This window comes from Nitrosarchaeum koreense MY1 (genome assembly GCF_000220175.1).
In the GTDB taxonomy this organism is placed as follows: domain Archaea; phylum Thermoproteota; class Nitrososphaeria; order Nitrososphaerales; family Nitrosopumilaceae; genus Nitrosarchaeum; species Nitrosarchaeum koreense.
The window spans coordinates 1109916-1133154 of the sequence record NZ_AFPU01000001.1; the positions used below are offsets into that span (position 1 = coordinate 1109916).

General features: G+C 34.1%; 27 protein-coding genes. 14 read left to right on the forward strand and 13 right to left on the reverse strand.

Annotated features, from left to right (window positions below; all coding sequences use genetic code 11):
- The first annotated feature begins 4 nt into the window (after positions 1-4).
- Together MY1_RS06450 and MY1_RS06455 are read left to right on the forward strand one after the other, a co-directional pair.
- On the forward strand, positions 5-2173 hold the full coding sequence (locus MY1_RS06450; RefSeq protein ID WP_048109923.1) for a CDC48 family AAA ATPase: 2169 nt from the start codon (positions 5-7) through the stop codon (positions 2171-2173).
- A gap of 2 nt (positions 2174-2175) precedes the next feature.
- On the forward strand, positions 2176-2472 hold the full coding sequence (locus MY1_RS06455) for a hypothetical protein (protein WP_007551060.1): 297 nt from the start codon (positions 2176-2178) through the stop codon (positions 2470-2472).
- Positions 2473-2479: 7 nt separating this feature from the next.
- On the opposite strand, the gene MY1_RS06460 is transcribed toward MY1_RS06455, so the two are convergent.
- Positions 2480-3388 carry a heme o synthase gene (locus MY1_RS06460; protein WP_192805782.1) on the reverse strand — a complete coding sequence of 303 codons (909 nt, stop codon included), beginning with the start codon at positions 3386-3388 and terminating at the stop codon, positions 2480-2482.
- 73 nt (positions 3389-3461) lie between these two features.
- On the opposite strand from MY1_RS06460, the gene MY1_RS06465 reads away from it, so the two are divergent.
- Positions 3462-4553 carry a plastocyanin/azurin family copper-binding protein gene (locus MY1_RS06465; RefSeq protein ID WP_048109926.1) on the forward strand — a complete coding sequence of 364 codons (1092 nt, stop codon included), beginning with the start codon at positions 3462-3464 and terminating at the stop codon, positions 4551-4553.
- Positions 4554-4555: 2 nt separating this feature from the next.
- Positions 4556-4957 carry a M67 family metallopeptidase gene (locus tag MY1_RS06470; protein ID WP_007551063.1) on the forward strand — a complete coding sequence of 134 codons (402 nt, stop codon included), beginning with the start codon at positions 4556-4558 and terminating at the stop codon, positions 4955-4957.
- Here the strand turns inward: MY1_RS06470 and MY1_RS06475 are convergent, their stop codons facing one another.
- From MY1_RS06475 to MY1_RS06485, 3 genes are all read right to left on the reverse strand, one after another.
- Complete coding sequence (locus MY1_RS06475) at positions 4958-5155, reverse strand: hypothetical protein (protein ID WP_007551064.1); 198 nt, start codon at positions 5153-5155, stop codon at positions 4958-4960.
- A 55-nt stretch (positions 5156-5210) separates the two neighbouring features.
- Positions 5211-5642, reverse strand: coding sequence for an AAA family ATPase (locus MY1_RS06480; protein ID WP_007551066.1), 432 nt, complete (start codon positions 5640-5642; stop codon positions 5211-5213).
- Between the two features lie 145 nt (positions 5643-5787).
- Complete coding sequence (locus MY1_RS06485) at positions 5788-6258, reverse strand: Dps family protein (RefSeq protein WP_007551068.1); 471 nt, start codon at positions 6256-6258, stop codon at positions 5788-5790.
- Positions 6259-6414: 156 nt separating this feature from the next.
- Here MY1_RS06485 and MY1_RS06490 point away from each other — a divergent pair, with 156 nt between their 5' ends.
- Together MY1_RS06490 and MY1_RS06495 are read left to right on the forward strand one after the other, a co-directional pair.
- Positions 6415-6672 carry a DUF2024 family protein gene (locus tag MY1_RS06490; RefSeq protein WP_007551070.1) on the forward strand — a complete coding sequence of 86 codons (258 nt, stop codon included), beginning with the start codon at positions 6415-6417 and terminating at the stop codon, positions 6670-6672.
- 65 nt (positions 6673-6737) lie between these two features.
- Positions 6738-6917 carry a hypothetical protein gene (locus MY1_RS06495; protein ID WP_007551071.1) on the forward strand — a complete coding sequence of 60 codons (180 nt, stop codon included), beginning with the start codon at positions 6738-6740 and terminating at the stop codon, positions 6915-6917.
- Here MY1_RS06495 and MY1_RS06500 read toward each other — a convergent pair.
- From MY1_RS06500 to MY1_RS06515, 4 genes are all read right to left on the reverse strand, one after another.
- Positions 6914-8953, reverse strand: a complete 2040-nt coding sequence (locus MY1_RS06500) for a sodium-translocating pyrophosphatase (protein ID WP_007551072.1) — start codon at positions 8951-8953, stop codon at positions 6914-6916. The genes MY1_RS06495 and MY1_RS06500 overlap by 4 nt on opposite strands.
- Positions 8954-9004: 51 nt before the next feature.
- A complete protein-coding gene (locus MY1_RS06505) occupies positions 9005-9367 on the reverse strand; it encodes a hypothetical protein (protein ID WP_007551073.1) in 363 nt (120 codons plus the stop codon).
- A 150-nt stretch (positions 9368-9517) separates the two neighbouring features.
- A complete protein-coding gene (locus tag MY1_RS06510) occupies positions 9518-10015 on the reverse strand; it encodes a GTP-dependent dephospho-CoA kinase family protein (RefSeq protein WP_048109934.1) in 498 nt (165 codons plus the stop codon).
- Positions 10016-10024: 9 nt separating this feature from the next.
- Positions 10025-11128 carry an Mrp/NBP35 family ATP-binding protein gene (locus tag MY1_RS06515; protein ID WP_007551075.1) on the reverse strand — a complete coding sequence of 368 codons (1104 nt, stop codon included), beginning with the start codon at positions 11126-11128 and terminating at the stop codon, positions 10025-10027.
- Positions 11129-11169: 41 nt separating this feature from the next.
- Between MY1_RS06515 and MY1_RS06520 the strand changes: the two genes are divergently transcribed.
- From MY1_RS06520 to nadC, 3 genes are read left to right on the forward strand one after another with little or no spacing between them, the layout of a single operon-like run.
- Positions 11170-11868, forward strand: coding sequence for a DNA-directed RNA polymerase (locus tag MY1_RS06520; protein ID WP_007551077.1), 699 nt, complete (start codon positions 11170-11172; stop codon positions 11866-11868).
- Positions 11869-12057, forward strand: a complete 189-nt coding sequence (gene spt4 / locus MY1_RS06525; protein ID WP_007551079.1) for a transcription elongation factor subunit Spt4 — start codon at positions 11869-11871, stop codon at positions 12055-12057.
- 33 nt (positions 12058-12090) lie between these two features.
- On the forward strand, positions 12091-12909 hold the full coding sequence (nadC, locus tag MY1_RS06530) for a carboxylating nicotinate-nucleotide diphosphorylase (RefSeq protein WP_007551081.1): 819 nt from the start codon (positions 12091-12093) through the stop codon (positions 12907-12909).
- Here the strand turns inward: nadC and MY1_RS06535 are convergent, their stop codons facing one another.
- The 5 genes from MY1_RS06535 to MY1_RS06555 all read right to left on the reverse strand — a co-directional run bounded on the left by MY1_RS06535 (position 12910) and on the right by MY1_RS06555 (position 16401).
- Positions 12910-13290: a tetratricopeptide repeat protein gene (locus tag MY1_RS06535; RefSeq protein WP_007551082.1), complete on the reverse strand. Its 381-nt coding sequence runs from the start codon at positions 13288-13290 to the stop codon at positions 12910-12912. It lies immediately after the preceding gene.
- Positions 13291-13377: 87 nt separating this feature from the next.
- Positions 13378-13824, reverse strand: coding sequence for a cupredoxin domain-containing protein (locus MY1_RS06540; RefSeq protein WP_048109937.1), 447 nt, complete (start codon positions 13822-13824; stop codon positions 13378-13380).
- A 105-nt stretch (positions 13825-13929) separates the two neighbouring features.
- Positions 13930-14886, reverse strand: coding sequence for a quinolinate synthase NadA (nadA, locus tag MY1_RS06545; protein WP_007551084.1), 957 nt, complete (start codon positions 14884-14886; stop codon positions 13930-13932).
- A gap of 92 nt (positions 14887-14978) precedes the next feature.
- Positions 14979-15797, reverse strand: coding sequence for an aspartate dehydrogenase (locus MY1_RS06550; protein ID WP_048109939.1), 819 nt, complete (start codon positions 15795-15797; stop codon positions 14979-14981).
- Positions 15798-15816: 19 nt separating this feature from the next.
- Entirely contained in the window at positions 15817-16401 is a 585-nt protein-coding gene (locus MY1_RS06555) for a PEFG-CTERM sorting domain-containing protein (RefSeq protein WP_048109941.1), read from the reverse strand.
- Between the two features lie 100 nt (positions 16402-16501).
- On the opposite strand from MY1_RS06555, the gene MY1_RS06560 reads away from it, so the two are divergent.
- The 5 genes from MY1_RS06560 to MY1_RS06580 all read left to right on the forward strand — a co-directional run bounded on the left by MY1_RS06560 (position 16502) and on the right by MY1_RS06580 (position 23201).
- Entirely contained in the window at positions 16502-17545 is a 1044-nt protein-coding gene (locus tag MY1_RS06560) for a hypothetical protein (RefSeq protein ID WP_007551088.1), read from the forward strand.
- A gap of 119 nt (positions 17546-17664) precedes the next feature.
- Positions 17665-18456, forward strand: coding sequence for a DNA double-strand break repair nuclease NurA (locus tag MY1_RS06565; protein ID WP_007551090.1), 792 nt, complete (start codon positions 17665-17667; stop codon positions 18454-18456).
- Positions 18453-19985 carry an ATP-binding protein gene (locus MY1_RS06570; protein ID WP_007551091.1) on the forward strand — a complete coding sequence of 511 codons (1533 nt, stop codon included), beginning with the start codon at positions 18453-18455 and terminating at the stop codon, positions 19983-19985. The genes MY1_RS06565 and MY1_RS06570 overlap by 4 nt, the downstream gene beginning before the upstream one ends.
- A complete protein-coding gene (locus tag MY1_RS06575; protein ID WP_007551092.1) occupies positions 19985-21139 on the forward strand; it encodes a DNA repair exonuclease in 1155 nt (384 codons plus the stop codon). Before MY1_RS06570 ends, MY1_RS06575 begins: the two co-directional genes overlap by 1 nt.
- On the forward strand, positions 21123-23201 hold the full coding sequence (locus MY1_RS06580) for an AAA family ATPase (RefSeq protein WP_007551093.1): 2079 nt from the start codon (positions 21123-21125) through the stop codon (positions 23199-23201). Before MY1_RS06575 ends, MY1_RS06580 begins: the two co-directional genes overlap by 17 nt.
- The last annotated feature ends 38 nt before the right edge of the window (positions 23202-23239 follow it).

The following is a 23239-nucleotide window of genomic DNA, read 5'->3' on the forward strand; positions in this document are numbered from 1 at the left end:
TTTTTTGGTACGCAAAGATGAACCTTTGCAGATGAGAGTTGGTGAAGCTAAACAGAGAGACGTTGGTAAAAAGCGCGCCAGAGTTGGACCAGAAGCAATGGACCAGCTCAAAGTCACACCAGGGGACATCATCGAAGTTATGGGTTCAAGAACTAGTTGTGCCGTTGTTTGGCCAGTAGATGAAGATGAGAAATCTCCAGACATTATCAGAATTGACGGACAGACAAGGAAGAATGTGGGAGCATCATTAAATGACATTGTAAAAATTAGAAAGGCAACATCAAAGATTGCAAAATCAGTAGTATTAATTCCAGTTAATGATTCAGTTACAGTCGACAAAGAGTTTACAGACTTTGTAAAAAACAGATTGAAAGGATTACCAATTACACATGGAGATGAAATTTCAGTTATGATTTTAGGAAACTCGATGGACTTTAAGATTAGTAAGACATCTCCAAAACACATTGTAAAGATTGACAGATCAACTATCCTTACAATATCTGCCGAAGCTTCAGGAGATAGGAAATCCAGAGTAACTTATGAAGAAGTTGGAGGATTGGGGCATGAAATTAAAGCAATGAGAGAGATTGTTGAGCTTCCATTAAAGCACCCAGAATTATTTGTAAGATTAGGAGTAGAGCCACACAGTGGAGTTTTGTTGTATGGTCCTCCAGGTTGTGGTAAGACGTTGATTGCAAAAGTTCTTGCAAGTGAATCAGAGGCAAACATGTTTTCAATTAATGGGCCAGAAATTATGAACAAGTATTACGGAGAAACAGAAGCAAAGCTTAGAGATATCTTCAAAGAAGCTAAAGATAATTCTCCAAGCATTATTTTTATTGATGAAATTGACGCGATTGCTCCTAAAAGAGAAGAAGCTTATGGAGATGTAGAAAAAAGAGTTGTAGCTCAATTATTGGCATTAATGGATGGTCTCAATGATAGAGGAAATGTAATTGTTCTTGGAGCAACCAACAGACCAGAAAGTATTGATCCTGCACTTAGAAGGCCTGGAAGATTTGATAGAGAATTTGAGATATCAGTTCCAAATGATGATGGTAGATTAGAGATTCTCATAATTCACACAAGAGGAATGCCAGTTGCAGATGATGTGGACCTTAAAGACTTGGCAGCAGAATTGCACGGATATACTGGAGCAGATATCAAATCACTTTGCAGAGAAGCTGCACTAAAATCAATTCGACGTTATCTTCCTGAAATTGATTTAGAGACTGAGAAAATTTCATCAGAGGTTTTAGAATCAATGCAGATAAAATTAATTGACTTTTACGATGCAATGCACGATGTAATTCCTACAGCAATGAGAGAGTTTTACGTTGAAAGACCAAAAGTATGGTGGCATGATGTGGGAGGATTAGACGAGATCAAAAAATCATTAACAGATAATCTTATTGTAGCTATGAAAGAACCAACTAAATTTACAAAGATGGGGATAAAGCCACCAAAAGGGGCGTTAATTTATGGTCCTCCTGGTTGCGGCAAGACGTTGATTGCAAGAGCATTAGCTACTGAGACTGGAGCCAACATGATACTAGTCAAAGGTCCAGAGATTCTTTCAAAATGGATAGGTGAATCAGAAAAAGCTGTAAGAGAAATTTTCAGAAAAGCAAAAACATCATCACCGTGTGTTGTAATTTTTGATGAACTAGATTCACTTGCACGAATCAAATCCGGAGAAGGCGGAGTAGGAGAAACTGTTCTTAGTCAGTTGTTAACTGAGATTGAAGAAGGCACGTCATCACGTGTAGCTGTAATTGGAATTACAAACAGACCAGACGTTTTAGATAACTCGTTACTTAGAACGGGAAGATTGGATATTGTACTCTATGTTCCACCACCAGACGATAAAGGTAGATTGGAAATTATCAAAATATTGACAAAGAAAATGCCACTTGCAAGTGATGTAAAGTTAGAAGAGATTGCAGTGGCTACTCAAAATTATACAGGAGCTGATTTAGCTGCACTTTGCAGAGAATCAGCAGTTCAAGCAATGAGAAGCAATAATGCAAAAATTACAAACTCTGACTTTGCCAAAGGTATGAAGCAGATTAAACCATCAATCACTAAAGAAGTGGATCAATGGTACAAGACAGTAAGAGAAAGTATATCTAATGTCGTACCTAAAGTAGGAGATAAATCATTTTACGGATAAAAATGGCAATACCACTAAGAAACAAAGTATTTGAAAAAATCAAAGAAGTAAATTCTCTTACAGATGTAGAGTTGTACAAAGCTTTGACTAAAGATGGGATGATTATTTCTGAAGACAAATTCAATAAACTATTATTGGATTTAGAAATTCTAGGATTAATCAAAGTTGCATGGATTACAAAAGATACACGAAGAATAGAAATCGTAGTGATTAAAGAAGAGATAGACATAGTAGATGAACAAAATCAGGAAATGATGGAAAAAGATTATGAAGCAAGCTTTCCTGGCTTTGAAAAATAATTAATTTCTAAAATAATGGGAAATGAAATGCTGCATCTAATGCAACTGCAACAAAAATTATTGTAAGATAAGGAGCAGTTACTTTGTATGCTTTCCATGCAAATTCAGATGTAGGAGTCTTTGTTAGTTTGTAATGATATGCTAACATCAAACCGCCAGAGACTGCAGCGATTGTAGTGTAAACAATTCCCATACCAAATGCAGGAAGAATCATCGAGTATGGAAGTAGGATCAATGTATTTCCTAGAATGTATTTTGATGTTCTTTGCATTCCAATTACTACTGGCAACATTGGAATGTTTGCTTGTGCATATTCATCTTTAATCTTCATTGCAAGGCACCAAAAGTGGGATGGGGTCCATACAAATACCAAAAATCCAACTAGGAATCCCAAGATATCCATACTGCCTGTTGCAGCAGACCAACCAGCCCAAGCTGCGGCACTGCCAGCAATTCCACCAATTACTATATTTGATGTGTTTAATCGCTTAAGCCACACTGTGTAAATAATTACGTAAGAGAAAATTCCTAATGCAATAAAAAATGCAGATACCGGGTTTAATGCAAAAAATCCGTAAATTACAGAGACACAACTTACAACAACTCCATAAAGTAACACATGAGATGCTGCCATTCTACCAGAAGGAATTGGTCTAGTGCTGGTTCGAGTCATTTTTGGATCAATGTCTTTATCATAATAATGGTTCAAGGCACTTGAACCAGCAGATGCCAAAGCTCCTGCAATAATAATATGTAAATAATGAATTAATTCAATTGGATTTTCAGTTGGAATTAGTTTATTTGCAGCATACATCGATGTTACAGCAGTAATTACCAATAGTACAACAATTCGCGGTTTGGATATTTCCAATATTTCCTTAAATCCCAATCTCACTATATCCAAATCAGAAGCCATTTAATTTATTCGACTTTAATGATCTGGTCTATTTCAAAAGGAATAAGTATCACAATCCTAACAGCTAGCTTGAATGAGTAATTGGGACCTCATGATGCCAGGCATGGGATTGACAGCTATTGGAGTTGCAGGTGTGACAATATCGTATTCAGGAATAGCTCATACCTTTGTAGATGGAATGCACGCTCTAACTGGTCTAACTATGTTTGTTGGATTGATCTTTTTGGCAGCAGGTATCTTAGATGGGGGTGTCTCTACTAGTAATAGGGCCAAAGCAACTACTCTAGTAATCGTATCAATTGTGTTATCTTTTGCAACATTTGGACTTACAATGAACTCTTCAAATTACACCATTACACTTGCAGGACTCTTGATGGCAATTGCATTTCCATCAATAATTATATCATATCTAATAATGAAGATGCCCCAGTATGCTAAACCAGTAGGAGCCATAGTTGGAATGGCAGCTGCTACTGGAATCATCATGTGGTTTGCATTTGGGCTAGTTAGTCCAGATACGTATATGATTAGTGAGCCTGTAATTGAAGAGCCTAAAGAAGAGGTGGTGGTATCTTCAGCACCAATATATCCAATAACAATATTGGAAAAATCAGACATTCAAGGAAATCCAGATTATGATCCAGATGTAGCACATGTTCCAAAAGGAAATGTTGTTGAATGGACTAATGCCGATGCAGTAGTACATACAGTTACAAGTTCAGCTGACTTTGGGGATACATTTAACTCAAATATGATAAATGCTGGTGAGAAATTTTCACTAGATACAAACAATCTTGATGCTGGCGAATATGAATACATGTGTATGGTACATCCTTGGATGATTGCAACTTTGATAATTGAAGAACCAAAAGATGATGTTAAAGTTGTAATTCCACAAGGTGCTGGAATAATTAATGAGGGTCAGGTCTATTACAATCCACAAGTAATTCAGATTGAATCTGGAACGACTGTTGTTTGGGAGAATACAGATAGTGCAATGCACACAGTAACTTCAGGTAGTGCAGAGACAGGAGCAGATGGAAAATTTGATTCAGAGATGTTGGTAGCTGGTAGTTCATTTAAGCATTCATTTAATTCCCCAGGAAAGATAGATTACTTTTGCATGTTACATCCTTGGATGGCTGGCACTGTAGAAGTACAATAGATTTGAAATTAATAATTACAGAATCTCAAAAAAAGATACTAGCAAATTATGCAGATAATGAAAGACCAAATGAGTCGTGTGCTGTTTTATTTGGTGCCGCAAATGACGAGCAAACTACAGTAAAAGAGATATTTCTTACACAAAATATTGAAGAATCGCCAGTCAATTTTACAATATCAAATGATGAATTACTCAAAGTCTACAAAACTGCTGAAGATAAAAAAATGCAGGTTATAGGAATATTTCATTCTCATCCAAATTCAGAGGCATACCCATCGGAGACAGATAAGAGATTCATGCAAAGTAATCCCGTAATATGGGTGATTTATTCAGGAGTAACAAAGGACTTTAAAGCATATTTTCTAGAATCAGAGATAATTCAAGTTGCAATTGAAGTAAATTAGCTATCTAATTGAAACTCGTTTTTTAGTAATTTTTCTTGCAGGCCGGGTAGTTTTTTCTGTTTTTAGTTTTGGTTTATCAGTGGATATGCTTACTCCCTTTTTTTGGCCTTTATGTCGAGCATCATTTCGTATTTTTTCATTTTTTTGTAATTTTTTTAACTCTTCAACATTTGTTTTACGAGTTTTACTTGTTACCATATAGTAGAGTAATTTTTTCTAGTAGTTTAATATGTTGAAAAAATTCAATTTTGGTTTAAGTTCCTTTAGGTTGTTCATAGTCTTTTTTAATAATTAATTCATCAAATCCTTCATCAATTACTGGTGTTTCAAGTTCTTTGAGTTGTTTGTAAATTACAGTTAGTGGAAATGGGTCATGTCTGCTTTTTTGTCTTTTTTCAAGTAATCCCCTTGAGGTATTCATCAAGATCCCTCTTACTTTGGCATTGTACTTCTTTGCAAGAGCTATGTGTTGCTTTCGTATGGAAGTAGTCAGATTGGTGTCATCAATTACGACGTTTTTTCCTGATTTTAGACATTCTTCGATGTATTCAAGTTCTTTTTTTCTATTATTATCAAAAAATGATAATGCTATACGTTCATGATCAAAATTTGCCTTTATGTAAGTGGTCTTTCCACTCAGCGCAACTCCAATCATTAAAACATATTCTAATTTTGACACATACATCTCATACCAATCAAAGATTTAAAATTAGATTTTTGTTTTAAGCAGGATTGCGGCAGGAATAGCAAGATATACAACAATACTTTCTTTTGTATTGAAATATCATTTTTTATTCATAAAAAATACTAATGTAAAAAAGTAAAAATAATTATGCTAAAAATGCTCGTAGCATCCAAGCCATCTTTTCATGTTTTTCCATGAGGCCAGTTAAGAAATCAGAAGTTCCTGCATCACCAAGCTTTGTACATGTTTCAAGGTCTTGTCTTAATGCACGAATCACAGATTCATGATCATCTAATAGATTTCTAAGCATTGTTTTTGGTTCAGGATATGTATCTGGTTGTTCTTTTAGTCTACTGTTTCCAATAAACTCTGCAAGTGTTGCTTTTGCTTTACCACCTAATGCTCTGTTTCTCTCTGCAACATCATCAATGACTTGATCTATTTCCTCGTATTGTGACTCAAAGAACTTGTGTAGATCATTGAATTGCATTCCGATTACATTCCAATGATAGTTTCTGGTCTTTGTGTACAAGATGTATTCATCAGATACAAGACGATTTAGAATGTCAGAGATGTTTTTAGAATTTTCAGATGATATTCCGATGTTAGTTTCCATAATAATTTTTATCAATCATAAAATAAAAGGGTTGTTTTGATTTTCAGAAAGATTACAAATTTTATTTCATTATACAAGTATAAAATGAATATCTAGTAGATATCTATCACATCAAGAGGAGTTTTGAATTAAATATCCCTTCTTTCAAATGAAATCATGGAAATTCACGTATACGACACATATGTCAAAGCCAAAGATGGTCATACCATGCACTTTGATGTAATTACTGGTGAAAAAGATCACAACAAAGCCATTGCATATGGTAAAGAGTGGTTAAAATCAGTAGGTGAGCCAAACGCCCAAATGACTACAAATGAATGTCAATTTTGCCATTCACAAGGTGCACCAGAACCTGTAGAACGGGCAATTAAGGAAAAAGGTTATTTCATCCAAAAGATGGAAGGCTGTCCTTAAACATCTTTTTTCCTTTTTTAATTATTTTGATCTATATTTTTTAGGCAAGATATTTTTTGTAAAGCATGACAGAACAATATGCAAAGTGGACAGTTGAAGGAGATAAAAAAACAAAATGGATTTGTGGATGTTTTCTAACTGCAGATGATTATTTTAAATTCTGTAAAAATCATAACGACATTTTGAAAAAAGCAATTCAGACACAGATTGATGAATTGGATATGACTTTAGTTATAGAAGACTAGAGTGCAAGTATTGCAATAAATGCAGATACAAAGACGATTGCAATGGTATTCAGTAATTTAATTACAGTGTTTAATGCAGGACCTGCTGTATCTTTGTAAGGATCACCAATGATATCACCGACTACTGCTACTTTGTGTATTTCAGTTCCTTTATTACCTTGCATCTCGACTAGTTTCTTCGCATTATCCCATGCACCACCAGTGTTTGCCAAGTGATATGCAAGTGGAATTCCAGTAACTACTGCACCCATTAGTAATCCGGCAACAGCTGTTGGGCCTAACAAAATACCTAAAATAATTGGCGAGATAATTGCAATGATTGCGGGTTTCCAAAGTTCTTTAATTGATGCAGCAGTTGCAATGTCTACACATTTTGCATAATCAGGCTTTGATGTTCCTGCTAAAATTCCAGCATCTGATTTGAATTGTCGTCTAACTTCATCTACCATCTTTCCAGCAGCACGAGATACACCGTTGATTAGTTGTCCGGTGATGATAAATGGAATTAATCCACCAACTAATAATCCTACAATAACTGTTACATTTGTTAAACCATAATTCAATTCTAAAACTCCTTCAAAGATGTGAGCTGCCTCAAATTGGAATGCCTGTATCATTGCAAGCGCGGCTAATCCGGCACTAGCAATAGCAAATCCTTTGGTTACTGCCTTTGTTGTATTTCCAACAGCATCGATTTCATCAGTGACTTTTCTATTTTCTTCACCCATTCCAGTCATCTCGACAATTCCACCTGCGTTATCTGCAATTGGTCCAAATGCATCGATGCTAAGAACAATTCCTGCAAGACTAAGCATGGCCATTGCAGTTAATGAAGTTCCAAAGATACCATACAAGATTGGATCAGTACCTTCAGGTGCTGCATTTGAAGCTACACTAAATGAAATGATAATTGCAACAATTAATGCAATCATAAATGGTCCGGTTGATTGCATTCCTTTGATAATTCCCATTAATGTTAGTGATGCGTATCCCCATTTTGCAGATTCAACAATATCTTGAACTGGTTTGTATTTGTAATTGGTATATCTGTCAGTAATCTTTTGAATGACTGGAACTAGAATGACACCAATGACGGTTGTGGCAAATAATGCATAAGCAATTGCGGTTTGTCCGAGAAAGTAGTATGTGAAAATGAAATTCAAAATTATGGCAATTGTGGCAGAGACATAAAATGACAGATTAAGCGGTTTCATCACATCAGTAATATTTGAAGAGCGAATAATTACAATTCCAATGATTGATGCAATCATTCCAGATGTTCCGATAAGAATTGGATACATGAAAATTTCAGGAGCACCAATTAGTGCAGCGATTAGTAATGAAGCTAGAATTGTAACAATATAAGATTCATAAACATCAGAACCCATTCCTGCTGCATCACCTACATTATCACCAACGTTGTCAGCGATTGTTGCAGGATTTCTAGGATCATCTTCAGGAATATTTGCTTCAACTTTTCCTACCAAATCTGCTCCCATATCTGCAGCCTTTGTGAAGATTCCACCACCGATTCTGATAAACAATGCAATTAGACTTGCACCAATACCTACACCGGCAATTGTGATTGGATTAGGATAAACCATGTAAAGACCAGTGATTGCCAAGAGTGCCATTGCTGGAACTGCCAAACCTACTGTTGCTCCGCCTCTAAAGGCCATTGCAAATGTCTTGCCTAGACCGCTACTACTTAGATGAGCGGCTCTAACTGCTGCTTTGACTGTAATTTTTAATGAGATTAATCCGGCAACTGCAGAAAGTGTTGCACCTACTGCAAATGCTAATCCGTTTGAAAATCCGATAAAATATCCTATAATAAGTGAAAGTGCGATTGCGATTGGGATGATAATTTTCATCTCTCGTCTCAGAAATGCTGCTGCTCCAACTTTGACTGCATTTGAGATATCCATCATTTCTTTGGTGCCTGATGGTTGTTTTGTGATCCAAGCAACAATACCTAGGGCAACGACAAATGAAGCAATGCCTGCCACTATAGGCAAAATTTGTTGAAGATCCATACTATAATTTGCTTGCCTGAGATTAGGAAATATAAATCAATTAGGAATTGGTTATTTTCTTTTCTGATAGGGCAAAAATGTTTTTCCTCGTAATCCTTGCCTAACTAATTTGTTGAATCTCTTACCATGTGCAAGATATGGAAATCTCATGTGAATTAATTCATGAACCAGTGTATTTTCCAGGGTCTTTTCATCTGGAATTTTTCTAATATTGATAAAAACAAGATTATGTTGCAAATATGAAACTCCATAGTATTTGTAAGCTGAAGTTCTCCTGCCTTCAGTCATCTCTTTTGGCATTTCAAGTACTTCTTTAGTTGTTAGTAGAATTTTTGGTTCGGGTATGGAGAAACGACTAGAGTAAATTCCAACTTTTTCTAATATCTGCAATTTTAGCTCAGGATCTAACTTCACAATTATTTTTGATAAAATGGATGTTTATTCTAAAATGTCAACTCTTGTACAAGAGTTGGTGTATTATGTTTTGGATATTGAGAATTAATAGGGTCAGAATATTTTGTAGTGTAATCACAAATCATACAGCCACCGGCTCATCATACCCCTTTATTCCATTGAATCAAGTAGTCTTTGTGTTTTATTTCTAATTTCTGGAGTTACCTTGACTGTGACCAATCCCTCGTTTGGCTGGCCATATAGCACTACAGAGTTTTCAGGCGCATGTATACATACCGGAATTACTAGTAGGTCTTCTTCGCCTACAACAGTTAGTCTTACAGGTGTCTTTGAGGCAAATGCTTTTTTGATGATATCAATACTTGCAGGAGTAATCTCTGCTGCAGGATTATTGCATGTAAGTTCAGTGTATACAGTTGGAGACATTGTTGGTTCTCGCTTTACTCGCTTTTCATAGTTGTCAATAATTTGCAAAGAAGGAGTTAAACCAAATGAGATCATCTTTTCAGTTGTCCTATCTCCAACTGTAATGATATAGGAATTTTTTTCTAGATGTTTTTCAACATTTGATTTAGATACTTGACTTTCAGGAATTAAAATTCCCATAGGAATTTTCAGTTGGGCTCTAAGAGAATCAGGTAATTTCACAAAAATCGCTTAGTTTGTTTTTGGAGTATCTTCAGGCGTCTCTGCAGACTTCATCTCGTCTTGCATCTTTGCAGCAAGAATACTACATTGAGCTGCAATATTTTTTGCACTAGTTCTAAATGCAATTGCACTTGGAGAATCAGGACTAGTAATCATGATTGGTTTACCTAAATCAGAACCTGACATTATTCCAGAGTTTAATGGAATTTCACCTAAGAAGGGAATTTTAAATTGTTCACTGATTTTTTGTGCACCACCATCACCAAAGATATAGTGTTTATCGTTACAGCTTGGACAGATAAAGTGACTCATGTTTTCTACAACACCAATAATTGGGACATTTAATTTTTCAAACATGCTGATTGCTTTTACTGCAACATTGCTTGCTACATCTTGTGGAGTAGTTACAACCAAAATGCCAGTAATTGGAATTGTTTGTGCAAGTGTTAATGGAATATCACCAGTACCTGGTGGTAGGTCTACAATTAGATAATCTAAATCAGACCAATTAGTATCAACTAAAAATTGTTTTAAGATTCCGGAAATGATTGGGCCTCTGTAAATTGCTGCTTGATGTGATTGTTCTGCAAAAAATCCAAAAGAGACTACTTGAAGACCATTATATTTTGCAGGTTGTAGCTTGTTGTCTTCTACTTCCATGTGACCACTTTTCATGCCAAGCATTAGAGGAATACTTGGACCATAGATATCTGCATCAAGCAAGCCAACTTTAGCACCAGTTTGTTGCAAAGCTAAAGCCAAATTCAAAGAGACAGTAGATTTCCCTACACCGCCTTTACCACTTGCAACTCCGATAATATTTTTGACAGTTGCCATACTGGTGTCTGCATCAAGGGAACGACCTTCCATCACTTTTGCAGTTACTTTCATATCAAAATTTTTGAGTTCTTTGAGTTCACCTATTGCTTTTCTAACATCATCTTCAATCTCTACATTAAATGGACATGCTGGAGTAGTAAGCTCCAAAGTAAATTTTAGATTATTATCATTAAGTTCAAGGTCTTTGATCATTCCCATAGATACGATGTCTTTTTTCAAATCCGGATCAATTACTGTGCTAAGTTTTTCAAGAACTTGATCTACTCCGACCATTGGGTCAAAAAGTCGCTTTACATTATTTAAACATAGGTTAGATGAGTAAAAAAACGCAGATTATTTGGAAAATTGATAAAAATTTACTCAAACAATGCGTAAATTACCCAAAGATTCATAAATTCAAATTCAACAAAAACACACAGTTGTTTTCTATATCCACCCTAGTTGATGTTGTTAGGATTCCACCAAGCTTGTTTGGAACCGCACTCAAAAAGGCTGCAACAAACATTCTCAAAGACAAGTATGAGAGCATGATTAATGCAGAATTAGGTTACATCATTATGATTTTAGATGCCAAAGTTGACGAAATGGGAAAGATGATTGCCGGAGACGGTGGAACTTTTCACAGAGTAGAGTTTGAAGCATTGACATTTTATCCAAAACTCCAAGAAATCGTTCAAGGAGAAATTGTAGACATTACAGACTTTGGAGCATTTGTAAGAATTGGTCCAACTGATGCATTACTACACTTGTCACAAGTTATGGATGACTATCTAAAGAGTGATGTAAAGTCTGGAATGATTTTAGCTAATCAAAGTGGTAGAACATTAAAAGTTGGTTCCACACTTAGAGCAAGAATTACTGCAGTATCATTAGGTAAAGCTGCTGCAATGGGAAAGATCGGAATCACATGCAGACAACCATTCCTTGGTGCAGATGCATGGATTGCAGAAGAGATTAAAAAATCATCTGGCGGTTCTAGCGATTCAAAAGAAGCTAAAGTAGAGGCAAGTTAAATGGCTCGAGAGATGGCTTGTAGAAAATGCAAGTTTGTAACTACAGGTAAAGTTTGTCCAGCATGCAAATCATCTGATTTGACACCAGACTGGAATGGAGTCGTACTAGTTGTAGACCCAACAAATTCTCAAATTTCAAAGACATTGGGAATTAAACAAAAAGGCAAGTACGCAATCAAAGTCACGTAAAATCTTTAAAATCATACTAGATTCAATATCATCATGATTTCATTTAATTCTAAAAAACAGTTAATTGCATTTTTAGCTGAAGATATTGGCAAAGGAGATATCACAAGTGTTCTTCTACCTAGAAAAAAAATTACTGCTAAAATTATCTCAAGGGAAAAAGCTATAGTTGCAGGTGTTAATCATGCAAGAGAGATTTTCAAATTAAAAGGATGTAATGTTACAATTGTAAAAAAAGATGGCAGTAGAGTAAATCCAAATGATGTAATTTTGAAGATAACGGGGGATGCGGGGAAGATTCTCACATGTGAAAGAACTGCGCTTAATTTACTTACAAGGATGAGCGGGATTGCTACTCAGACTAGTGAATTGGTAAAAAAGATTTCAAATAAAACTAAATTGTATGCCACAAGAAAGACGGCTCCTGGCCTGAGATATTTCGATAAAGAGGCAGTAGAGATTGGAGGAGGAGTAAGACATCGATTAAGATTAGATGAGATGGTGATGATAAAAGACAATCACATTGCAGTAAGTGATTCTTTGTTGTCTTTGATTAAAAGTGCAAAGAAAAAACATAAGAAATTCGAAGTTGAAGTAGAAAATACAGCAGATGCAATATTGGCAGCAAGAGAAGGGGCTACGATAATTATGTTAGATAATTTTTCACCAAAACAAATTAAAAAAACAATTCATGTTCTCAAAGGAGAAAAGTTGCGAGACAAAGTATTACTTGAAGCATCAGGTGGAATTAATGTAAAAAATATTGCAAAGTATGGAAAAACAGGAGTAGATATCATATCTGTTGGAAGTATTACAAACTCTGTCAAAGGAATAGACATGAGTTTAGAAGTGTGATCAGTTTATTTTAGATAGTAATTCAGCAACTGCTTTATTTTTTGGATCAATTTCTTTGATTTTTTCACAGCATGCAAGCGCTTTTTTTGGTTCCCCAAGAAAATAATGCGAATTTGCTTTGAGAGTTAAAACTTCAACATCATAAGCACCAATATCTAAAGCTCTTTCAAAATATGGGATGGCCGTTTGATATTGATTTTTCATGTAATAGATGCCACCTACAATAAACAAGACATTTTGTTCATAGGGTGCTTTTTGTAGTATTTCCAATCCTAATTTCAAAGCATCGTCATGCTGTTTTTTCTTGACTAGTTTTCGCAACTCTTTTCTTTTTTGTAAAAGGTTTTTTTCTTTAGATTCTTTTGAGTTTAGACCAAACATACCAATTACGGTTAAAAGAATTAATTTATGCCAATAAACCTTCAGCTTTGCATAAAAATGAGATAATGTTTGTAAATTAATTGAGAATTAGGGATATTTGTTTAGCAATCCAACTTGTACTATTTTAAAAGTGCCGAGTTTTTTGGCAGGTTCAAATCTATCGAAATAATCGTATTCACCTTCTTCTAATGAATAGACAGTCATTGTTACATTTTGATTTGGTTGAATTACTTTGGAATGTGCATTTAATCCATCTATGAAAAACATGTGTGGAATTTCATCATAATTGTGGATTGTTAGAATGTAATCATAATCTGTTCTGCTTACCAATGTAGGATTAATACCGCTTATTCCACTCAGACCTACGATTTTTGTTTCATTTTCTATATTTTGAAATGAAATTGTAGATTCGATTTTCTCAGGAAGATAAATTTGAACATGCCTCACTCCACCCTGACCAATATATCCAAAAAATAAGACAAATGAAGACATTACTACAATAATAATAACAAGAATCATTAATTTTGATTTCATCACATAATTTGAGGTCTAACCTTTTTAATTTTATGTAAGAATATCAAGAAAAGAATTCAGGAGAAAATCACAGTGAAATTAAAAATAGATTTAATTAGAAAGAATCTAGCTAATTGCAAGCATTCTTTCAATTGCTGTTCTTGCCTTGTCTGCAATCTCTTTTGGCACTATAACTTGGTTTTTCTCTTGAATTAAAGCGTCATAGACTTTTTCAAGGGTTATCATCTTCATGTATTGGCATTCTGCTTTTTCAGATGCTGGAATGAAATTTTTGTCTGGATTTTGTTGTTTCATTTTGTATAAAATTCCAGTTTCAGTTGCAACAACGAAATTTTTGGCTTTGGAATTATGTACATGATTAAGCATTCCTTCTGTAGATAAGATAGATACTTTGTTTCCATCAAAACTTCCAGCTGCTGCATCATACATCATTGGTGTGGTACAACTACATTCAGGATGAATTACAAATTCAGCGTCTTTGAGTGAATTTAGTTTTTCTGTGATATCTTCGGGTTTGATGCCGGCATGTACATGGCACTCTCCTGCCCAGATGAACATGTTCTTTCTTCCAGTAACTTTAGCAACATAAGAACCCAGAAACATGTCAGGTAAAAATAAAATCTCTTTATCAGCAGGAATTGCCTTTACTACATTTACAGCATTTGCTGAAGTGCAACAGTAATCTAATTCAGATTTTATCTCTGCAGTTGTATTTACATAACCAACTGTGATTGCATTTGGATGTTGTTTCTTCCAGTTTCTTAGTTCATCTATAGTTATAGAATCAGATAGAGAACATCCAGCTTCTAAATCAGGAATCAATACTCTTTTTTCAGGTGAGATGATTGCAGCAGTCTCTGCCATAAAGTGGACACCACAAAAGAGAATTGTTTTTTGAGGAACTTTGGCTGCTTGTCTTGATAAGCCTAGTGAATCACCAGTAAAATCTGCGATATCTTGAACATCTGGAATTTGATAATTATGAGCCAAGATAACAACATCTTTTTCTTTTTTTAGACGTATGATTTCCTCTTTGAGACTCGATGATTGTTGAACTAGCATTTCCAAAGTCAATGCATGAGGTAGTCATTTAAAGAATAAGATCAGGTCCGGTTTACTCTAGAAAATAGGCAATTATGGCAATTTTTGCCATATTATGTTCCAATAGATATTCCACTGGAGCAGTATTTTCTTAGAGTTTCAATTGCAGATAAAATTGCAAGTTTGCTAGTCTTTGGGTTTGTCTCATCTGGGATGTTTTCAATGTTAAAAGACATCTTTCCAAATTTTCCTTGAGCAACAATGGTGTGAGTGTTTTTGTCAGTGTTTGGGTCTGCAACAATTTTTACCATTGTCTTTTCACTACCTACTCCAACTAGACTAAGTAATGCTGCAACATTGATGTTTGCAGGAAATTGTGATACTGCTTCTTTTGCGGTTCCTTCAAAGATGATTGTTTGTGTTGTGATTTTTTCTAGATCAATCTTTGATGTCTCAAAGAATTTTGCACCCTTGAGTGATTTTGGATGTTTGGTAGTAGTTAATGTAACTGATTCTAGTAAATCAGAGACGGATTTTATTGTATCCAGTCCACCAATTGCACCAGACGGTAAGTAAATTGTTTTATGAAAATGCTCACATGCTTCAGATAAAATATCATAGATTGATTCATCAAGTAATGCCCCAACACTCATGATCATTAGGTCTCGTTTATTTTGCAAGACACTGTGAGCTACATTTCTAACTGCTTCTTGTGATGCTGCTTCTACTACGATATCAACTGGGTATGATGAAAGAAGGTGAGGGTTTTCAACAATAATTGGTTTATTTTTTAATTTACTAACCAAACTAGATGATGCATCTTTTGAGGTATCATACACATGAGTTAGAGTGCCAGGAATTTTACCTGAATCAATTGCCAATGCAATTTGAGTCCCAATTGCACCACATCCCAAGAGCCCAATTCTTTTCAAGTTATTTTACTTGGAATAATCACTTAATTAATTCTAGTCTTGAGCCAAAAGAAGATTTTCTAGCAAGGTAAATTGTACCAGCAAGAATAATTCCTAAAATCATAATTGGCAGCATACCAAATTCAGGAACAACATATGTTCCAATAATTTCAACATTTTTTGCATCCTTTGGGAGCATCATTCCCAATGCATAGTTGTCAGGATATTTGATTAGGTCATATTGTGTATCTACACCGTCAATTGTTAGCTTGTATTGTGCACCTTCAGCAGAGATCACATCAAGTGGTAATCGTAGCCAAAAAATACTAGTTAAAGGAACGCTCTCCATAGTAATTTGAATTGACTTTTTTTCAGGGATTATTTCCATAAAAGACAACTTTGGATATTCTTGTGTTTTTTCTAGATTGACTTCAAAACTGCCATGGTACCCATAATGAATATCATATGTCTTATCATCAACTGTTAGGACATACTTTTCAGATGAGATTTGAGTGATATCCAGATACTGGGCAAATGCATCCATATCATCAATGACATGACTGCCAAAAGCAAAACTAGTTGGGATCAACATCAATAGAACAACAGAGGCAAAAACAAATTTCATAGTGAGAAATTAATTTTATTAAATATAATTAATGGTTAGATTATCAGAGTCGATAATTTGAAACTAGTATGATTTATCATCAATCTATTTATGGTAAAAAATGAATAATGAAATTATGAAGTTGGGCATGAGTAAGGCATTATTTGGAATTGTCTTATTTTTGATATTATCTATTGGAATTGTAGGAAGTTTCACTAGTGTAGATGCAGAATCACCAAGAAAGCAGATGAAAAGGGGAGTTTCTGCAGAGGATGTTTCTTGCAAAGATGGTTTTTCCTTAGTGATTAGAAATAACGGGTCTCCAGCATGTGTCAGTGAAGAAACTGCAGATAGATTAGAAAAAAGAGGTTTAGGAAAAATTGAAGTTAGAGTAACTACTCAAGTTACTACAAATTCAGATGTTTTCATTAAAGACCTAGAAAAGACTACGACTCCAATAAAAAAGCAAGAGAGTGTCAAAGTGGTTCCAGCATCAACGGGTAGTGTGATTAATTTTTACATCCAGGATGATGACTTGAATGTGGCCCATAACGGTGTAGAGACAGTGTCTACTGCAGGATTATTTGAGTTTACAATTAATGGAGTTTCGATTGATGGTCCTTCAACTATGATTGAAACTGGTCCTGACACTGGAGAGTTTTATGTGAAATTGCAATTACCCGATACCATTAATGGAAGGCCTTTGAGTCAAGATGATGTTGTTTTGATAAAATATTTGGATGCATCAGATTATTCAGGGGATAAACAGACCATAACACAATCAGTTTCATTATCAAAAACATATGCAAATGTTGAGAGTGTGGGAGGAGGTTCCAGGATAGGTCATGAATTTACATTACGAATTTACGAACAAGATGCAAATAGAGATTCTAAAAATGAAGACAAGATATCTTTGAGTCAATTTGAATTTAGAGGGGAAGGTGGAATTAGAACGAGTTTGACAAATCCTGGTTTTGATGCAAATTCCAATTATTTAGTAGAGACTGGAAAAAATACAGGAATTTTTGAAGTAAAAATAAAAATTCCAAGAATGATTAATGGAAAGACAATTCACATTGGTGATGAATACGAAATTAGATACATCGATAGTTCAACTCCATCAGGCACTAGTGAAAAGATTGTTTTGAAAGGTAGAATAGGTTAAGTTTAACTTAAGTATCACATAGGTGAATAGTCAGTATAACCTAAAGATTTTATTCGAACCAACAAAGTATTGTTGTGCTAAATACTGTATACAAAGATGCCATCATCAATAGGGAAAAAATGCTGTCCATTCTAAAAGGACCTAAATTTGAACAGATTTTACAGAAAGCAAAGCAGAATTGGGTAGAATTTACGCCTACAAAACAAGACGTGAGTACTGCTGGAATAGACAGTAGTTTTAACAATACAAGATTTCAAGGAATTGAACTTTGGGCAACAACTGCAGTATCAATTAAATCAAATGGAGAAGTATTGATAGATTTACATGATTCCGGATTAGGTTCGGATATAGATCTATCAAAAATTGCAAGCAAAATGGAAATTGAGGCATGTGAAAAAACTGTTGATTCAGTAGATTTGGTATTAATGGATGGGTCACTTCATTCACAATTTATGACAAGACAATCATCATTAGATGCAATGGTTGTAAAAACAATAAAAAAAAGAGACAATGTAATTTTTATTGCAAAGACGTCAAATACAAAAAAACAATTTGAGAATCTAGGTTCGTTAGCAGGAGATATTTTTTATTATAATCACATAACAAAAGGTGCAGGATTTAGCAAGATATTTGTTGAAAAGAAATATGGAGCAGATAAAGTAATTTCTTCTACATTTGTGAGATTAAGTGATTCAACACCAATCATAAAGCTAGAATTTTTAGGTGGAAATAGAGATAACGATGAAATAAAATCAATAATGAATAAACTATACAAAAGTAGCGTTGGAGGATATCCATATGCATTGAAGCTGGCACATAACAACTGTAAAATATCTGACAAAGAACTTGCAAAAATGGTTAGCTTGTTAGGATTGAGTAACGAAATTGGTTCACGCGAGGTTTTAAGTTGAATACAGGTTTTGTAATAGGAGAATCAAAGCCCACATTTGTAACGGCTATTACATCAAGACCGCTTTCGGTTGGAGAATATATTAAAATTGATTCAGATGAAGGAGAGATTCTAGGATTAGTTGAAAAATCATCTGTGTCAAGTGCTGCATTTGCAGATGTTAAAAATTTTGATGAAGCATTTGAAAGCACAGAAATTGCAGAGATAAACAAGAGAGATAAAACATACACTGCACATATCGGAATTTTAGGATTTTTAGAAAATTTACGAAAGGGACAATCAATTATACCAGCAGTTCCACCAATTCCAGGAACACCAATATCACAGCCAACAAAAGAGGATTTGGAGGCTATTTTCAGCCCACAAAAAGAGGGTTGGGTCAAAATTGGAAATTTATTAAGAGAAAAATCAATTGAAGCTAAAATCAATCTCGATAAAATTGTTGCAAGACATTTAGGAATTTTAGCGATGACTGGAATGGGGAAAAGCAATCTTGTTTCATTAATTACAAAACAGATTGGTAAACTAAAAGGGACAGTGATAATTTTTGATTATCATAATGACTATACAACATTAAACATTCCACGAATAAATGTAATTGATGCAAAAATTAATCCTAGATTATTGGATGCAGATCAATTATCAGAAGTTTTAGAAATTAGAGACGGTGCAAATGTACAACAAAGAGTATTAAGAATGGCATTTACAAAACAAGTAAAAGAATCAAAAGAATTTTGGAAGAAATTAGAAACAGAAGTAGAATTCATTGTAAATTCAGAAGACAAAAAAATCAAAGAAATCAGAACATCAGCATATAGAGTTCAAGACATCATAGAGGAAGCTCAAAGAAGATTTGAAGACATATTGGATCCAGATATGGGAGACCCAATTAGTTTTATCAAAGAGGGACGGACAAATATTTTAAATATTTCAGAATTATCTGAAAAACAAGCAAACGTTGCACTGGCATTCTATTTACAACAACTACTCAAAGACAGAAAAGATGCCAGTATTGTAAAACATGGAAGATCAAAAAGAGAGAGAAATTACAAATTTGATTCACCTATTTTTGTAATAATAGAAGAAGCGCATGTGTTTATTCCAAAAGATCATGACACAAGTGCAAAATATTGGGCAGCCAAAATTGCCAGAGAAGGAAGAAAGTTCGGATTAGGCTTAGGAATAGTGTCACAGAGACCAAGAAGTGTAGATCTGAACGTTCTCAGTCAATTAGGATCTTTCGCTATAATGAAAATAATACAAGAAGATGATCAACGCCAAATAGCAGCTGCCACAGAATCTACTAGTCGTGAATTAATTGCTCAATTGACTTCTTTGAATGTAGGAGATGCAGTATTGGTAGGACAATGGACCAATTTACCCTCGCTAGTACACGTTGAAGAAGTAAAGGAAAAGATTATGGGAGCAGATCAAAGTGCGGTTAATGCATGGGCAAATGCAGAAAAGATGAATGAGATTGCCGTAGAATCAACTCAAGGACTTGTCAAGAAAGATTTGTTGTTAGACTAATGCTGTTTTCACATATTTCAGATACTCATCTAGGACTAGTACAGTATGGTTCAGAGGAAAGAGAACATGATGTATATCATGTTTTTAATCAAGCCATAGATATTTCAATTAAAGATCATGTAGATTTTGTAATATTTGCAGGAGATATTTTTCACATACCAAATCCAAATGGTACTGCAATTATTCAAATGGCAAATGCGTTAAAGAGATTAAAAAAAAATAGCATTGATTCATTTTTTATTTTAGGAGAGCATGACATAAGTAGAATTCGTGCAACTCCAATTTCATATGTGTATCACAACTTAGAGTTTTCAAGATACATAGGACAGGGAAATCCAATTAATCATAAAGGAGTGTTGATAGTGGGATTTGATAAAATAAGGAAAACAGAAATTCCGCAATTTGAAGAAAAGTTCAGAGCAGTAGATGAAATTGCAAGCAAACATGCAGGACATAAAATTCTAGTATTACATCAAGGAATTACAGAGTTTAACAAGTTTGCAGGAGAATTACAGTCAACAGATTTACCAAAAAATTTTACATATTATGCAATGGGTCATTTGCATGATCATGATATCAAACAATTTAGTCATCTAAACGGACCAGTAGCTTATCCAGGATCAATAGAATTAACAACAAGTGAAGGAATCAAGGAAACGAAGAAGGGATTCTTTGAAGTAGATATTTCTGAAAAAGAAGTAAAAAACAATTGGATTGAGTTAGATACAAGACAACAATTTTCATTTAAAACAAACTATGATGAATTAACAAAAGTAGTAGATGAAATCTCTTCAAAAATATGCAATATAGAGCGAAAACCAATAGTAGAAATAAAAATTCAAGGTGAAAACATAGAAACTGACCAAATTCAGGCACAAATTTCAAGGTTATATCAACAAACATTGAGATGTTTTTGGCGAATTATATCCAAAGAGATATCAGAGTCATCAGTATTCCTAGAAAGACCAAATTCAATTGACTATGAAATGCTCAGATTAGCAGTTGATGCAAGTGGTTCAGAACAAATTGCAAACTTCGCCATAAAGGAATTACTTCCATTATTGTCATCTGCTCAGATCAAAGAAGCTACTCAGATCATTATTGAAAACTTTGAGAAATACAAAAAGGAGAAAGTAAATGATAACGGCAATTGAATTAGGAGATTTTTTATCACATTCTCAAACAAGATTAGAATTCGGAAATGGGGTAACGGTATTTGTAGGACAAAACGGAGCAGGAAAATCAAGCATCATAGACGCAATTACATTTGCATTGTTTGGACAACATACTAGAAAATCAAATAAGGGATTGATAAAAAGAGGATCTAATCAGGGATTTGCTAAAGTGGAATTTAACATCAATGGCAAACAATACCAAGCAGTAAGAAAAATAGATAACAAAGGTGGACTTGCTGCAAAATTCAGTGAAAATGCTAATGATGAATTTTTAGAAATTGCGGCTGGTGAAAGAAAGCAATTTGGTGAATCGATGACACAAGAAGTTGAAAAAACAATAGGATTAGGGTTTGAGAAGTTAAAGATTGCATCAATAGTGCAACAAGGAGAATTAAATGCAATAATCAAAGCAAAACCAAAAGAGTTCAAAGAACTACTAAATGCAATAATTGGAATCGATAAACTAGATGTAGCATCAGAGGCAATGAAAACAATTACAAAAAATTTCCGAGAAAAGATAAGAGATAAGAAAGGATATGATGATACACATATTGATATTTTATTACGAGAATTACAAAAAATCATGGTAGAATTAGAAGAATCTAAACCACAAAAAGAACAACTTGTTTTAAAACAAATTGAATTACAAAAAGAAGTATCATCGCTTAGAGTAAAACTAGAGATAGAATCCCCAAAAATAGATAAGAGGAATCAACTAGAATTAAGGAAGAAAGAACTGCAATCATATGCAAAAGAGGCAATTCAAGAAATTCAGCGAGAAATTGCCGAAAAAGAGCACAAAATACGTGATTGTGAGGGATGTTTTGAGCATATTAGTCTGAAAAATGATTTGGAATCAAAAATGGAAAGAATAGAATTGGCAGTAGAAGAAAACCAAAAAAAAATTCAGGAATTAACAGGCAAAGTTGCATCGCTTAAAGAAAAACAAGCATTAGCTGAAAAAATCCAATTAAAGGACAACAAATGTCCAGTATGTGACTCTAAAGTTGAAAAACTAAATCCATTATTTCAAGAAGAGCATCTAAAGCAAGAGATCGTATCTATTAAAGAACAAATTATTTCAGCAGAAAAAGAACGTTTATCATATAATCAAAAAAGGGCAGAGTTTTCTAAAAGACTTCAAGACGTAAGAAATGCTGAAGCAACATTAAGAGCACATGCCATTAAGGATCAAGAAGATATAAGAAAAATTCAAGGAGAAATAAAATTAAAAAAAGAAAACGTACAAAAAATTCCATTATCTATTAACGGTAATTTATTAGAAATATCTCAGATAGACTCTAATGCAAAAAGAATTTTTGAGATCATTACAAAATTAGAGCAAGAGACTAAAGGGTTTAATGAAGATGAATTTTTAAATCTAAAAAAATCAATTAATGAAAAACAAACTGTTCTTTCACAAACAGATCAACACCTAGGTGCAATAATAGAAAAAATATCAAAGTATGAAGAGCAAATAAAAACAACACAAAAAATAGTATCAGATCTTAAAGTTGTTAAGAAGTATATTGAAAAATTAGATATCATTCAAATGAATATTTTTAGTAGAGATGGTCCTGTTGCAATGAGTTTAAGATCATGGGCACTAAATACAATCTCGGCAAAATCTTCAGAGTATCTCACACTGCTTAATACAAAAATTCAAAGAATTGTGCTATCAGAAAAAGCAAGAGACATATCAATTACATGTTATTCCAAAAGTGAAATGTTAGATTTAGAATCCCTAAGTGGTGGAGAACAAGTCAGCGTTGCACTTGCCCTCAGATTAGGCATGGCGAGTTTGCTTGGGGCATCCAATCTCAATTTAATGATATTAGATGAGCCTACAACTCACCTTGATGCAGAACGTAAAAAAGCACTTGTTGGAGTATTGTCTCAATTATCAGATATCGCAAATATTGGAAAACCGATGCAATTTATCATAATTACGCATGATTCAGAGATATTTGAGGATTCAAATGTGGAAAAAATATACAAATTTGAATCCACAGAACATGGAAGTAAGATAATTGCACTATAAGATGATTTTACAATACAGATTAGTAAATGATGCATAGT

Excerpts from the sequence above, each read along its gene's own strand:
- MY1_RS06455 (WP_007551060.1), top strand. The coding sequence starts at position 2,176 with ATGGCAATACCACTAAGAAACAAAGTATTTGAAAAAATCAAAGAAGTA.
- MY1_RS06460 (WP_192805782.1), bottom strand. The coding sequence starts at position 3,388 with ATGGCTTCTGATTTGGATATAGTGAGATTGGGATTTAAGGAAATATTG.
- MY1_RS06465 (WP_048109926.1), top strand. The coding sequence starts at position 3,462 with ATGAGTAATTGGGACCTCATGATGCCAGGCATGGGATTGACAGCTATT.
- MY1_RS06475 (WP_007551064.1), bottom strand. The coding sequence starts at position 5,155 with ATGGTAACAAGTAAAACTCGTAAAACAAATGTTGAAGAGTTAAAAAAA.
- MY1_RS06480 (WP_007551066.1), bottom strand. The coding sequence starts at position 5,642 with ATGTATGTGTCAAAATTAGAATATGTTTTAATGATTGGAGTTGCGCTG.
- MY1_RS06485 (WP_007551068.1), bottom strand. The coding sequence starts at position 6,258 with ATGGAAACTAACATCGGAATATCATCTGAAAATTCTAAAAACATCTCT.
- MY1_RS06490 (WP_007551070.1), top strand. The coding sequence starts at position 6,415 with ATGGAAATTCACGTATACGACACATATGTCAAAGCCAAAGATGGTCAT.
- MY1_RS06495 (WP_007551071.1), top strand. The coding sequence starts at position 6,738 with ATGACAGAACAATATGCAAAGTGGACAGTTGAAGGAGATAAAAAAACA.
- MY1_RS06500 (WP_007551072.1), bottom strand. The coding sequence starts at position 8,953 with ATGGATCTTCAACAAATTTTGCCTATAGTGGCAGGCATTGCTTCATTT.
- MY1_RS06515 (WP_007551075.1), bottom strand. The coding sequence starts at position 11,128 with ATGGTCGGAGTAGATCAAGTTCTTGAAAAACTTAGCACAGTAATTGAT.
- MY1_RS06520 (WP_007551077.1), top strand. The coding sequence starts at position 11,170 with ATGAGTAAAAAAACGCAGATTATTTGGAAAATTGATAAAAATTTACTC.
- spt4 (WP_007551079.1), top strand. The coding sequence starts at position 11,869 with ATGGCTCGAGAGATGGCTTGTAGAAAATGCAAGTTTGTAACTACAGGT.
- nadC (WP_007551081.1), top strand. The coding sequence starts at position 12,091 with ATGATTTCATTTAATTCTAAAAAACAGTTAATTGCATTTTTAGCTGAA.
- MY1_RS06535 (WP_007551082.1), bottom strand. The coding sequence starts at position 13,290 with ATGTTTGGTCTAAACTCAAAAGAATCTAAAGAAAAAAACCTTTTACAA.
- MY1_RS06540 (WP_048109937.1), bottom strand. The coding sequence starts at position 13,824 with ATGAAATCAAAATTAATGATTCTTGTTATTATTATTGTAGTAATGTCT.
- nadA (WP_007551084.1), bottom strand. The coding sequence starts at position 14,886 with ATGCTAGTTCAACAATCATCGAGTCTCAAAGAGGAAATCATACGTCTA.
- MY1_RS06555 (WP_048109941.1), bottom strand. The coding sequence starts at position 16,401 with ATGAAATTTGTTTTTGCCTCTGTTGTTCTATTGATGTTGATCCCAACT.
- MY1_RS06560 (WP_007551088.1), top strand. The coding sequence starts at position 16,502 with ATGAATAATGAAATTATGAAGTTGGGCATGAGTAAGGCATTATTTGGA.
- MY1_RS06565 (WP_007551090.1), top strand. The coding sequence starts at position 17,665 with ATGCTGTCCATTCTAAAAGGACCTAAATTTGAACAGATTTTACAGAAA.
- MY1_RS06575 (WP_007551092.1), top strand. The coding sequence starts at position 19,985 with ATGCTGTTTTCACATATTTCAGATACTCATCTAGGACTAGTACAGTAT.
- MY1_RS06580 (WP_007551093.1), top strand. The coding sequence starts at position 21,123 with ATGATAACGGCAATTGAATTAGGAGATTTTTTATCACATTCTCAAACA.